Genomic DNA, 13,783 nt, shown 5'->3' on the forward strand with positions numbered 1-13,783 from the left:
CCGGGGGGTGCCCTTATCTCTTTCGTCAAGGGGCGGGGCGGTTGTTCTGTCGTGGTTCAGGCGGTTTGGGGGGCGGAGTGGGGCTCGAAGAAGGTGCCGTCGCGGAGCATGGCGAACAGCACGTCGACGCGGCGGCGGGCGAGACACATCAGGGCCTGCTTGTGGCGCTTGCCCTCGGCTTTCTTCCGCTCGTAGTAGGCCCTGGAGGCGGGGTCGGCCAGAGCCGCGAACGCGGACACGAAGAAGGCCCGTTTGAGGTGCTTGTTGCCTCTTCGGGAGGGGCTCTCGCCACGGATGGAGGACCCGGACCGTCGGGTGACGGGAGCCAGGCCGGCGTAGGCGGCGAGGTGGCCGGCGGTGGGGAAGGCGGATCCGTCACCGACGTCGATGAGGATCCTGGCTCCGGTCCTGACGCCTATGCTCGGCATCGACGTCAGGAGCTTGGAAAGAGGGTGGGCCTCCAGCAGTTCCTCGATGCTGGAGGCGAGTTGTCTGCGCTGGTCCAGCAGGGCGGACAGGTTCGCGGCGAGTTTGGGCACGATCACCGCGGCCGCGTCGGTGCCGGGAACGACGACGGTCTGTTCGTCGAGTGCGGTGAAGATGTCCTCGACCAGGCGCTCGGCCATGCGTGGGGCCTTTGGCCGCAGGATGGTGATCAGTTGACGGCGTCCGGCCTTGCGGATTGCCTTGGGCGAGCCGAAGCGCTCGAGCAGCCAGAGCACGGCCGGGTGTTGGATGCGCGGGCCCGGGACCCGCTCCAGCGAGGGATGGATTTGGGTGAGCAGCCCCCGCAGCCGGTTGGCGACGCGGGTGACCTCGCCTGCGAGGTCGTCGTCGAAGCCCACGATCATGTGCAGTTCGGCGACGGTCTCGTCGTCCAGTTCGATGGAGCGGAGCGTGTGCGGCATGGTGCGGGCGGCGTCGGCGATGATCGCCGCGTCGCGGGTGTCGGTCTTGCCCTCGCCGGGGTAGAGGTCGGCGATTCGCCGCATCGTCAGGCCGGGCAGGTAGGCGACTTTGCGGCCCGCATCCCGGGCGACGGCGAGCGGCAGGGCGCCGATCGAGGCGGGCTGGTCGACGACGACGAGCACGGTGCCGTACTTCGCGGCGAGCTTGTCCAGCATGGCCCGCAGCTTCGGTTCACTGTTGGGCAGCGGCTTGTCGACTACGGTCTTGCCGTCCGGTCGCAGGCCGTGGGCGTGGTGTTCGCCCTTGCCGACGTCCAGCCCGAGGTAGACGCCGATGTCGCTGATGTCGATCACGTGCTTCCTCCAGGGAAGGTCTTGCCGCCCCGGCCTCGACGTGGCACCAGTTGCCGGCAACCACGTTACGCAGAGCCTTGCCGGACAGGCCGGCGCTCGTGCCCCTATCAGCGGTCGACCGGTGCCTCCCGGCCCGGTGACACCACCCCCCGGGTCATGGTCGACAGGGGGCAAAAGTCATGCCGGGCCCGGAGGCCGGGAGCCCCAGGCCCGGGGCCACGAAGAAGGTAACGGGGGAAACGGTTTTCAGTGCCGCTCACGGGATAATCGGTGCATCCTGGTCGCGTACCGAGCGCTCCAGCAGCGTCAGTTGGCGTTGCAGCAGGCCTTCGACGGTGTGCGCGTCGAACAGGTCGGCGGAGTACTCGACGCGGACCGTGAGGCCGGCGGCCTCTCCTCGGCGGTCGCGGTGTTCGTCCCAGTTGAACATCAGGTCGAAGCGCGCGGTGCCGAGGTCGGGAGGAGGGAAGCGGTCGATGGTGAGGGATTCAGCGGCGAAGGAGCCATCCGCGGGAGTGTCATGGACGACGAGCGCGGTCTGGTAGAGGGGGTGCCGGGCAGCGTGGCGCGGCGGGTTGAGGTGCGCCACGACCTGGTCGAAGGGGACGTCCTGGTGCGCGAAAGCGGCGAGGTCTACCGCACGGGTGCGGGCGAGGAGCTCACGGAAGGTGGGGTCGCCGGAGGTGTCCACGCGCAGGACGACGCTGTTCGCGAAGAGGCCTACAAGCTGGTCCAGCGCGGGATCGGCGCGCGCTGCGGCGGCGGTGCCGATCAGGATGTCTGTCCCGGCTCCCTCCTGCGTCATGAGCGCTGCGAGCGCGGCATGCAGGAGCATGAAGAGGGTGGCGCCGTTCTCGCGCGCGAGGTTGCGCAGTTCCTGGTGCAGGGCGGGCTCCAGCCGGGCGGTGACCACACCACCCCGGTGGCTGGTCACGGCGGGCCGGGGACGGGACGACGCTGTGCACTCGGCGGGGGCGCCGGACAGCGTCGTCCGCCAGAAGTCCAGCTGACGTCCGAACGCGGAGCCGATGTCGGTGGATTCGGCGGCGAGGCGGTTGTGCCAGTCGCTGTAGTCCCGGTAGTGGAGTTCCAGGGGGGCCCAGTCGGGGGTGTCGCCCTTGGCGCGGGCGCGGTAGGCGGTGGCGAGGTCGGCTGTGAGGGGAGTGAGGGACCAGCCGTCGACGGCGACGTGGTGCAGGAGCAGGAGCAGGGTGGCCTGGCCGGGGCCGTGGCAGAAAAGGATCGCGCGCAGCGGCGGGTCCGTGCGCAAATCGAACGGTCCGCTGGCGATTCGTGTCAACGCCTCTGTCACCTGGTCGACCGGGATGTCGATGATCTGCCAGTCCACCGGCGCGCTTGCCGCGTCCAGGACCCGCTGGCGGGGTCCGTCCATGCCGTCCGGCAGCAGGGTGCGCAGCGGTTCGTGCCGGTCCACGACGTCCTGGACGGCGGCATGCAGTGCGCCGGTATCCAGGGGTCCGGTGAGGCGCAGGCAGAACGGCACGTTGTAAAGCTGCGCGGACTTGCCCCCGATCCGGTTGATGATCCACATGCCGGACTGGCTGTGCGAGAGCGGCACGTCGGTGTGGTGTGCGGGTCGGCAGACCGGAGGGTTCTCCGGGTGCGCCTCCGGCACCGCGAGGGGAGCCAACGCGGCGACCGTCGGGTGCTCGAAGATCGCGGCGATTGGAACGGTGGCACTCAAGTGGCGGCGGATGCGGCCGACCAGGCGGGTCGCGAGCAGGGAGTTCCCGCCGAGCGCGAAGAAGTCGTCCTCGCGGGCCACCGCCGGGACGCCGAGGACGTCGGCCACCAGTCCGGCGAGGATCTCCTCCCGTGCGTCGCGCGCGTCGCGTGGCACAGGTCCGTCCGGCCGTGCGGCGGGGGCGGGAGCGGGCAGGGCCGCGCGGTCCAGCTTGCCGTTGGGGTTCAGCGGGAGCGCCGCGATCCTGACGAAGATGCTGGGCCGGAGGTAAGCGGGCAGACGCGCGGCCAGGTAGCCGGGGAGGCGGGCCAACAGGTCGTGTCCCTGGCGGTGCGCCTGCGGCTGGTTGGCGAGGTCTTGCGGACGGGCCGGGACGGTTTCGGCGGGGTCGGGCGGCAGGGTGGCGGCGGTGCGTTCTCCCTGGCCGCTGACGTAGACGTCCATGGCCGCGTGGTCGTCATGGCCGTGTGAGAAGACAACTCTGGCGGCACGGCCGGCGTCCGCCGCCAGTGCGTACAGCTGCTCGGCCGTCAGTCCGGGTGACGAGGGGGGTTCAGTGCCGTCCCGGAGGGAGCGGTAGGCGGAAACCTCGCGCTGGAGCGCGGAGTTGGGGACACCTCGGCACAAGAGCGCGTCGGGGTGGCGCTTGAGCAGTTCGATGAACTCGGTGTCGGGGCTCCAGGTGAACTCGGGCAACGGCTCCTGAACCGTTTCCAGCTGCCGGCCGAGGACAACGTCGTAGCGGTAACGATTGAGTTCGTTGTCGTATGCGCCGCGCTTCAACGAGGTGCGGGCCGTCCGGAGTTCGGGGATCCATTGGTGGAGGGAGGCGAAGAACTCTGGGTTCAGAAGGAGTTCAGTCTCGTCCGCGACGTCTTGCTCGATCCTCGAGAGAAGCCCTTCCTCCGGTGCGCCAAGGCGGATTCCTGTGCGCAGGACGGGAAGCAGACCGAGGTGGCGCACGTCTCCCAGGAAGATCTGGCCGGTCGGAGTGAGCAGGCGGACGGCACCGCGCAGGACGTCCAGGAGGTACTCGACGTCGGGGAAGTACTGCACGACGGAATTGAGGACGACGGTGTCGAAGTGTCCCTGCGGCAGTCCGGCGAAGTCGTGCGCGGGCTGGTGGCGCAGGGTGACGTGGCTTGCGGGCTGCTGTGAGGCGAGGCGGGTGATCACCTCGCCGGAGAAGTCCGTCGCCCAGTACTCCTCGCAGTCGGGTGCCAGGCGGGACATCAGCAGGCCCGAACCGACGCCGATCTCCAGCAGCCGGCGTGGACGCAGTTCCCTGATCGCCGTCACCGTCGCGTCGCGCCAGGCGCGCATCTGCGGGAGCGGGATGGGTGCGCCGTCGTAGCTGCTGTGCCAGCCGGCAAAATCCTCCCCCGGCGCCGCGCCATCGTCTCCTCGGCCGTACGTCTCGTCATACAGCCTGCGCCACTCCTCCACGTGCTCCGCCGTACTGGCCTTTGTACGGGGGACGACGTACCCCACCAGGCGAGGGTCGCCGTCGCGATCCGTGCGGACGACGACGGCGGCCGAGGCGATGTCCGGGTGCTCCCTGAGGACCGCCTCCACCTCTCCCGGCTCCACGCGGAAGCCGCGGAGTTTGACCTGGAAGTCGGCTCGGCCCGCGAACTCCAGGGAGCTGTCCTCCCTTACTCGGGCTAGGTCTCCCGTGCGGTACATGCGGGTGCCGGGTGGGCCGAAGGGGTTCGCCACGAACCGTTCCGCCGTGAGGGCGGGGCGGCCAAGGTAGCCGCGGGCTAGGCCCTCTCCCGCCAGATGGATCTCACCGGTGCCTCCTGGGGGGACCGGGGTCAGGTCATCATCCAGGACGTATACGCGGGTGCCTGTCAGGGGGGCGCCGAGGGGCGGGGTCCCCCTGCCGTCCAGGGGGGTGGTGATCGTCGCCGAGACCGTCGACTCTGTCGGGCCGTACGCGTTGAACATCGTTCGTCCCTGCGACCAGCGTCTCGCCGTTTCCGCGTCGCATGCCTCGCCGACGTTCACGATCGTCGCCGTCGGGGGGAGGGCGTCCGGATCGAGCGCCGCCAAGGTGGAAGCGGGGAGGGTGAAGTGGGTAATCCGCTCTTTTGCCGCCGTTGCGGTGAGGTCGGGGCCGGGGTGAAGGTTCTCCCCCGGGGCCACCACCAGGGTCGCGCCGGTCAGCAGCGCCATTGTCAGGTCCCAGAAGGCTCCGTCGAAGCTCGGGGAGGAGAACAGCAGGAGTCTGGAGTCTGGGGTTACCTTCAGCGCCCTCGTGTGGCTCTGGACGAGGGGGGCAATCCCTCTGTGCGTGACGACGACTCCCTTGGGGGTGCCTGTCGAGCCTGAGGTGTAGATGACGTAGGCCGGGTGCGTTGTCCGTAGAGGCGTCTGTCTGTCCTTGTCCCCCACGTCGTCCGGCCGTTGGCGGGTCAAGGCTGCCTGTACCGCCGGGTCGTCCAGCCTGATCACCCGGTGGGTTGTCGGGATCCAGTCGTCTTCCGCTTGGGTTGTTTCAGTTGTCAGGAGAAGGTCTGCTCGGGAGTCTTCGAGCATGAACTTCAGGCGCGTCGGGGGGTATGCGGGGTCCAGGGGGCAGTAGGCGGCCCCGGCTTTGAGGACTGCGGTCACGGCCACGACGAAATCGACGGACCTGGGGAGTGCCAGTGCCACAAGGCGTTCGGGGCCGGCTCCGCAGGCTATGAGGAGGCGGGCCAGGCGGTTGGCTCTGTGGTTGAGGTCGGCGTAAGAAAGGGTCTGGTGGGGAGAGTCGATAGCTGTGGAGTGGGGGGCTCGGTGGGCTTGGGCGGTGAAGAGGGCCGGCCAAGTGGCGGGAACTGGGGTGAGCGGTTGGTCGGGGGTGGTGGGACGCCCCGGCGTCGGGGTGGGCATGGCGGACCTCATTCGGGGTGGATGGGGCGTCGTTGTGGGTGCGCGGGTGGGGTCAGGGACGAGATGTCAGAGTTGACAGGGTTTCGTTGAACTGGGTTAGAAGGGCTGCTGCTTTGGGGGGCGTGATGGTGTCTGCGCGGTACTGGAGGCGGGCTCGGAGTGGCGCGTTGGGGTCTGTGGAGCGTTCGATCGTCCACTGGACCGGGAAGCGGCTCGTGGTTGCCGGCGGTGGGACGAGCGGGGTGAGGGTCAGGCAGTGGTCCACCTCTACGGGGGTGGGGGCGTCCCGGAAGATCAGCACTATTTCCGGCTCAAGGGGAGTCGTCAGTGCTCCCACCGGTAGGGCCTGGTGGGCGAAGGCATCAAGGTCTGTGGTTCGTACGCGGTGGAAGAGGCCTGTGACGTCGAGGGGGTCACAGAGGTCTGTGCGGAGGATGAGGGTGTCCGCGAAGAGGCCGACCAAGGAGTTGGTGTTGATGTCCGTCCGGCCGGCGACCGCCGTGCCGATGCTGATGTCGCCTCGGGCTCCCAGGGCGTGCAGCTGGGCCAGCAGCGCGGCGTGCAAGACCATGAAGGGGGTTACGCCGTGGGCCAGGGCCATCTCTGTGAGATGGGCGGAAGTCAGGGTCAGAGGATGTTCGAGGGAGTGGCCTGCGTAGTCGAGGTGCGTGGGTTTCGGGGGCGGCGGGCCGTCCCCAGCTGAGACCAGCAGAGGGAGGAGGGGGTCCGTGGGGTGGGACAGCTTTTGCTGCCAGTACGTTCGCAGGCGTGTCGCCTCCGAGGTCGCGAAGAGGCCGTGCTGAGAGCGAGCGAACTCCGCGTACGTCAGGGGGAGTTTCGTCCATTGGGGTTCGACACCCTGTCGGCGTGCCCGGAGGGCGTGGGCCAGGTCCGTGAGGAAGGGGCCCAAGGACCAGCCGTCCAGAGCCAGGTGGTGGAAGGTAAGGAGAAGGGTCGGCGAGCAGGACGAGACGTGGAAGTAGGTTGCTCGGAGCGGGATCTCACGGGTCAGGTCGAAGCTTTGGCGGGCTGCTGCGGCAAGGTCCGACGGGAGGCTGTCGGAGGTGGTGTGCCGGGTCGTCCAAGGGACATGGAGCGTGGATTCCACCGGGTGGGGGACAGCCCCGCGCAGGTGGATCAGGGTCCGCAGGGGGGTGTGGCGAAGGCAGACGTCTTCAAGGGAAGCGCGCACCGATTCGGGGTCCACGTGGCCGTCCAGGCGGATGACGAGCGGGATGACGAACAGGGCCGGCGGGGCTCCGCCTTGTACCTCGGACCACATGAGAGTCTGCTGTGCGGACAGTGGGGCGGCCGTCGGGGAAGCAGCGAACGTGGGCGTCCCTGCGATCGTCGTTGCGGGGGTTAGCCCCGCCTCCTCCAGTCTTTCTGCCAGTGCCTGCGGGGTCGGACCCTCGAAGAACCAACCCAGTGGCATCTCCACAGCCGTGCGGCGGCGGATCTCCGAGGCGATCCGGGTGGCCAGCAGGGAGTTGCCGCCGACGGCGAAGAAGTCGTCGTCCGCGGCGACGTGATGGAGGCCGAGAACATCGGCGAAGATACCGACGAGGGTTTCCTCCCAGGAAGTCTGTGGACGGCGTCCTTCCGTGGCGGACAGCAGGGGCGGCTCGGGGAGTGCCTCGCGGTCGAGTTTGCCGTGGACCGTGACCGGAAGCCGGTCGAGCGGGACGAACGTGGCGGGGACCATGTGCGCGGGGAGCCGATCGGTGGCGTACGCGCTCAACTCCGCCGGGAGGTTGCCCACGTCGGGGGCGTTGCGCGGTGTGTTGGTCAGGGGGGATGCCGGGGATGCGGAGGGCGGTGGCGGGAGGATCACCGGGTCACCCGGCGGGAAGTAGAAGAGGTCCGCGTGGGACGGGCCGCGGGACGAGTGCGTACTGACGAGTGTCCAGCCATGCTCGCCCGCCAGGGAGGTCAGGCTGCCGGGCGTCGGGGAGTCGTCCGTCGCGCGCAGGGAGAGGGCCTCCGATGTGGGTCGGCCTTCGAATAGCGCCTCCACGGCCATATGTTCAGGAGTCAAGCCCCGACGGGGCACCCCGGTGACCTTGATGGGCCGAGTTGAGCGTTCGCGGAGCAGCGCGGCGATGTCCTCCAAGGAGGTGGTGTTGTGCCACGTGACGTAGCGGGGGGTGGGGGGTTGTTGCGGGGTGGGGGATTTCGTGAGGACCACGTCGTAGCGATAAAGGCGCAGTTCGTCGTCGTACGTGTCCTGCTTGAAACGGCAGGAGTGGAGGGCGAGGGCGTCCAGGGTTGTGAACAGGGTTGGGTCCACGGCCAGCTCGGGCTCACCGGCGACTGCCTGGTCGATAGTGTCGCGCAGGCGCCGGGGGTCCGTCCCGGGGGCGGCCGTCGAGAGTTCCAGTGCTCCCCGGAACGTCCTCAGCAGGCGCAGATCGCGGACGTCACCGAGGAAGAGCCGGCCGCCGGGGGTGAGGAGGTCCGCGGCGGCGTTCAGGACTTGTACCAGGTAGTCGCGGGTGGGGAAGTACTGCGCGACGGAGTTGATGACGACGGTATCGAAGTGCTCGCGCGGCAGCCCCGTGATGTCGTGAGCGGGCTGGTGGCGCAGGGTGACGCGGTCTCCGAAGGCGGGACGGACGGCGATTTGTGTGCGGAGTCGTTCGATCACCTGGCCGGAGAGGTCGGTGGCCCAGTACTCATCGCAGGTGTCGGCCAAGCGTGAGAGGAGAAGGCCCGAGCCGCAGCCGATTTCCAGAAGGCGGGTGGGGCTCAGCTCCCTGATGGAACGCACCGTTTCGTCGCGCCAGACGCGGATGCCCTCGATGGGGCGACCGTCGCGAGTGCGGTTCCGGCCGACGAAGTCTTCGCCGAACGTGTCTTCGCGGATGGGGCGTTGACCGTAGAGGTCGTCGTAGAGGTTCTCCCAAGCGTTGATTTGTGCGTATTGATTGCCGGAGCGGCTGCTGGAGAGCGCGTCGACGTGCTTCTCCTGGTGGCTCTCGGCATAGTCGGCTGGGGAGCTCTCCGGGACGATATATGCGGTCAATACTGGATGGCTCGGTCGGTCCTCGCGAAGGAGGACGGCCGCTTGGCGGATCCGGGGGTGGCGGGTGAGGACAGCCTCGATCTCCCCCAACTCCACGCGCTGGCCTCGGATTTTTACCTGAGTGTCGACTCGCCCGCCGAACTCCAGCTCCCCTCGGTCATTCCAGTGGCCGAGGTCGCCGGTGCGGTACATGCGGCTGCCGGGTGGGCCGAAAGGGTCGGCGACGAAACGTTCGGCGGTGAGTGCGGGACGGCCGAGATAGCCGCGGGCTAGTCCCTCGCCCGCCAGGTGTATCTCGCCTGTGACGCCGGGCGGGACCGGCGTGAGGGTGTCGTCCAGGACGTAGACGCATGTGCCGGTGATCGCGCGGCCGATGGGGGGTGCGAGGTCGCCGCGGACGGGCTCGCTAATCGTCGCGCAGACCGTACTCTCGGTCGGGCCGTAGGCGTTCACCATGAGCCGTCCCGCACTCCAGCGGGCCGCGAGTGCCGACGTGCACGGTTCGCCGGCCGCGACCAGAGTGAGTCCTTGCGGGACATCGGCAGGCTCAAGCGCGCCGGCCACGGACGGTGGCAGCGTCGCGTGCGTGACGTCCCAGTCCGTCAGCAGGGCGGCGAGTTCGGCGTCCGGTAGGAGTCTGCCACGGCGGCCAACGACAAGTGCCGCGCCATGCAGCAGCGCCATGGACATCTCCCAGAAACTTGCGTCGAAGCTAGGGGAGGAGAAGGCGAGCACCCGCGAGTGCGGGGTAACCTTCAGGTGCGCGGCCTGTGCCTGGGCCATCGGCCCAATTCCCCGGTGTGTGAGCCCGACCCCCTTGGGGGTGCCGGTGGAACCGGACGTGTAGATGACGTAGGCCAGGTCACCGGCGCGCAGGGGGACTCGGCGGTCGGCGTCCGTTAGGTCGTCGTCCGGGAGCGCCTGCGGGACGCCATCGTCCAGGCGCAAGAGCGGAGCAAGGGTCTCGATCCCCTCAGGGATCCCCGCCTCCGCCTCCGCCTGCGCGTCCGTGACGATCACGACCGGGCGCGCGTCACCCGCCATCATGGCCAGACGCTTGGCGGGGTGGCTTGGGTCTAGCGGTAGGAAGGCCGCGCCGCTCTTCAGGACGGCGACGGCGGCTATGACGTAGTCCGCTGAGCGCGGCAGCAGCAGGCCGACTGGGCGGTCACGGCCTGCGCCATGGGCCAGCAGCAAGCGGGCCAGCCGGTTGGAACGGGCGTTCAACTGCGCGTAACTGAGTGCCTCGTCGGCGCCGATCAGTGCAGGAGCTTCGGGATTCCGGCGCACGTGATTCTCGAAATCGGAGACCCAAGTTGCCTCGGAAGCGTGCTCCGTGAGAGGTTCGGGAAAGGAGTGGGACATTGCGCATTTTCTCCTTTGGGCGGTCGCGCGGACTCATTCCTCCAGTGTGTCGGCGGGCCGAAAGAGTTCACGCTGATGAGACGGCCGGTGAGCATTCACCGCGCGGACAGGTCTCACCCCTGGACGGAACTGAGTTTGCCCCGTCGTTCGGTTGCCTCCCCGTCTTGCCTGTCTGTCGGGAAGCGGTTTGCGAACAGTTCTACAGGATGTGCCGGATTGGCATGAATTGGTGATCAATTCGCCCGGCTGTTCACCTGAGGGAAGCCGGCCTGAGGTCGCCCCATTCCCGCTCAATGTACGCAAGGCACTCCGTACGGACGGCAGGGCCGAAAGCGGCGCGCCACCCGTCAGGGACGGGAGTGAAGGCCGGCCAGAGGGACATCTGCTGTTCGTCGTTCAGGAGGACGAACATCGGGTGGGTCGTGGATTCGAAAGGGTTGGACATAAGCAACTCCGAGGGAGGAAGTGGAGCATGGATCGGTGACATTGAACAGGTTGCCTAGCGCTTCGTAGCGTTCCCTGCGCCTAGCGCTTGGTGGGTGAAGCGCCGCACTCGCCGACCGCACCCGGCACGCAGCTTTGCATTTCAATTGCTTGATCATGATGGAATCTTGCAGATGGATCCTCGCCGACTTCTCGCGTGAGCACGAGTTTCGGCAAGAAGCCCCGACGTAGCGCTGTCGACTGAACGTCCCGTCCATGATCTATGGGTGCCGTCACTCGTTCTTGTCTCCGTGCGCCAAGCTTCTTTGCCCTCAGCGCAAAGAAGCATCCAGCGAACGCACTTAAGCATTATTTCGACTGTGACGTAGTGCACCCTCGGGAGGTTTGCGCGCCGGGGATATCTCAAGTAGTTTAAACATTAAGTAGCGTGAGGTCGCATGGAGGGAGGCTTGCGCTTTGTATGCAGACAGGGCGATCGATTGCGAACTTTTCGTCGCGGTCGGGATCGAGGCAAGGGATCGTGAGTCCCGGTTTCCGTCGGCGCACGTTCCAGGAATGTTCTGCTACCCGTTCCCCGGCTCCCGTGTGCACGTGAAGACCCTGCGTGCGAGCCAGGTTGAGCTGGTCTCACTCGACTGCGATCCGGCAGTGATCCACTTCAATCCGGCCTACTTGGGCATCGGGGAACCGTACCGGCAGACGGACATATACCTACTCTCGGGCATGGCCCGCATTCGACATTCCGGGCGATACGCCGAAATTCATGCGGGACACATGGTAGCCACGTGCAACAGCATCGACCTCTCCATCGAAGCGCTCACGCAGTGTCGCATGCTGGTGCTGCGGACGGACGAACCAACGCACATGATGGTGAAGGACCACTACGAGGAAAGTCTAAAAGTGATAGACGTCGAACGGCATCCGGATGGACCTCTCGCGCTCTCCTTTCTGAAAACCGTGGTGAATGAAGTGAAACGAGCGAACGGTGAGTTGAGGGCATCTCTGGAAAGCATCGTCCTGACGATTTTAGGTACGCTCGATAATATTTTGGACAGTGAGATACCGAAACGCCGGGCACTCTGGCAAAAATCGCTACTGATGCAGCTGAAGGAATCCATAGACAGGCAGTTAAGGGTAAGCGATTTAAGGCCGGCCACCCTCGCTGCCGAGCATCATATTTCGACCCGACAGGTGCACAGGGTTTTCAGCCAGACTGGCGAGACGCTTATGCAGTACGTAAAACGCCGACGTCTTGAAGGTTTCGCAAGTGACCTCCGCGATCCGGAACTCGCGCACTTGAAGATAAGCGAGATCGCCTCGAACTGGGGAATGCCAGACGCGGCCATGCTCAGCAAGCAGTTCCGGGTAGCTTACCAGATGTCACCGCGCGAGTACCGGAAGCTGCATTCCTTACCGTAGTACCCAATTCTGGAACCGGTCAAGTTTAGTTTCGACTCTGCTGCGCCGAGAAGCGCGGAACTGGCGCGCAGCTGCCGGTGAGTGGTCGCCGATCGACAAGACTTCGTCGGGGATACCTCTCCATGATGAAGAGGTATCGGCCACTCGGCGTCCGCCAAGAGGCTCCGACGCCAACGCACTCACCGCAACGGGCAATCCGGGTGAGTACGTAGCATCTCGGCGAAATTATCTCCCCATAATTCCTGCACGAAGCCTGCTTCGCGCAGTTCCCCTTTGCGCAGAACCATTTCACGCAGATAGCGACGGCGCGCCGCGGTCCCCCGATGGCCAGGACCGGACGTCAGTGAAGACGTTGCCTGTCACAGCTTCCGGATGCGACATCCCTCACATCTCTGCCGCGCCGTTGTCTTCCCCCCAGAGAACCCGCAGGACGTCAGAGGAGTACCCATGACCTTTCAGTCACCGCTCGCGGACCCGTCGATCGTGTCCAACCCCTACCCCGTGTACACCGAGCTGGCACAGCGCGAACCCGTTCACTGGGTCGAGCGCCTGAACGCTTGGGCGGTCCTGACGTACGCGGACTGCGCCGCCGGCCTGAAAGACTCGCGCTTCACGGCGGACCGGGGCACGGAGGTGCTGGAGGCGAAGTTCCCGGGCCAGCCGTTGCCGCCGGACAGCATCTTCCACCGCTGGACCAAGAACGTCGTGATGTACACGGACCCGCCGCTGCACGACGCGCTGCGACGTTCCGTGCATGCCGGTTTCACGCGTGCCGCGCACGGCCACTACAACGTTGTCCTGCAGAAGGTCGCGGCCGATCTGATCGCGTCGATCCCGGCCGGCGCCACGGAGATCGACGTCGTTCCGGCGCTGGCCGCGCAGCTGCCTGTGCGCTCCGCCGTGCACGCGTTCGGTGTGCCGGAGGAGGACCTGGACTTCCTGATCTCGCGGGTGGAAACGATCATGACGTACCACTCCGGTCCCAAGGACCAGCCGCTGTCGCAGGAGCCGATCCTCGACAGCCTCACCGACCTGCACACCTACGCACGCGAACTCCTCCAGGGACAGCGCGGGAAGGTGCTGCCGGACACAGTGCTCGCACGGCTGGCGGGCGCGCAGGACAGCTTGACCGAGACCACTCCCGAGCAGACGGTCCATCAGCTGGCCCTGGTGTTCGTTGCGTTGTTCGCGCCGACGACCCCGGGGTCGCTCAGCAGCGGCACGCTGGCCTTCGCCCACAACCCCGGCCAGATCGAGCGGTTCCTGACGAGCCGGGCATGCGTCGACAACGCGGCGAACGAAGTGGTCCGCTACAACGCCTCGAACCAGTTCACCTGGCGGGTCGCGGCGCAGGACGTCGAGATGGGAGGTGTGACCATCAAGGCCGGGGACACCGTCGCGCTGTTCCTCGGCGCAGCCAACCGGGATGCGGAGATGTTCGAGCAGCCGAACGACTTCGATCTCGACCGGCGCAACAGCCGGCGGCACCTGTCGTTCGGCACAGGAGTGCACGCCTGCCTGGCGGCTCAGCTCGTCTCCCTCCAGCTGAAGTGGTACTTCGTCTCGCTGCTGAACCGCTTCCCCGGGATCCGGCCGGCCGGTGAACCACTCTGGAACGACAACCTCGAATTCCGCTCCCTGCGTTCCCTGCCGCTCAGCCTCCGCTGACCTCCCTAGCGAGGATTC

General features: G+C 67.0%; 6 protein-coding genes. 2 read left to right on the forward strand and 4 right to left on the reverse strand.

What is annotated here, in order from left to right; translation table 11 throughout:
• Positions 1 to 56 precede the first annotated feature (56 nt).
• From STRIP9103_RS43655 to STRIP9103_RS43670, 4 genes are all read right to left on the reverse strand, one after another.
• Positions 57 to 1,262: an IS110 family RNA-guided transposase gene (locus tag STRIP9103_RS43655; RefSeq protein ID WP_009342146.1), complete on the reverse strand. Its 1,206-nt coding sequence runs from the start codon at positions 1,260 to 1,262 to the stop codon at positions 57 to 59.
• A gap of 256 nt (positions 1,263 to 1,518) precedes the next feature.
• Positions 1,519 to 5,856: a non-ribosomal peptide synthetase gene (locus tag STRIP9103_RS43660; RefSeq protein WP_009342074.1), complete on the reverse strand. Its 4,338-nt coding sequence runs from the start codon at positions 5,854 to 5,856 to the stop codon at positions 1,519 to 1,521.
• 40 nt (positions 5,857 to 5,896) lie between these two features.
• A complete protein-coding gene (locus STRIP9103_RS43665) occupies positions 5,897 to 10,159 on the reverse strand; it encodes a non-ribosomal peptide synthetase (protein WP_158696966.1) in 4,263 nt (1,420 codons plus the stop codon).
• Between the two features lie 325 nt (positions 10,160 to 10,484).
• A complete protein-coding gene (locus STRIP9103_RS43670) occupies positions 10,485 to 10,721 on the reverse strand; it encodes an MbtH family protein (protein WP_309474645.1) in 237 nt (78 codons plus the stop codon).
• Positions 10,722 to 11,269: 548 nt separating this feature from the next.
• On the opposite strand from STRIP9103_RS43670, the gene STRIP9103_RS45405 reads away from it, so the two are divergent.
• Positions 11,270 to 12,097 (forward strand): helix-turn-helix domain-containing protein, encoded by an 828-nt coding sequence (locus STRIP9103_RS45405; protein ID WP_234022452.1) that lies wholly within the window; start codon positions 11,270 to 11,272, stop codon positions 12,095 to 12,097.
• A gap of 447 nt (positions 12,098 to 12,544) precedes the next feature.
• Complete coding sequence (gene txtE, locus STRIP9103_RS43680) at positions 12,545 to 13,765, forward strand: 4-nitrotryptophan synthase (RefSeq protein WP_009342107.1); 1,221 nt, start codon at positions 12,545 to 12,547, stop codon at positions 13,763 to 13,765.
• The last annotated feature ends 18 nt before the right edge of the window (positions 13,766 to 13,783 follow it).

Source organism: Streptomyces ipomoeae 91-03 (genome assembly GCF_000317595.1).
GTDB classification, from domain to species: Bacteria; Actinomycetota; Actinomycetes; order Streptomycetales; family Streptomycetaceae; genus Streptomyces; species Streptomyces ipomoeae.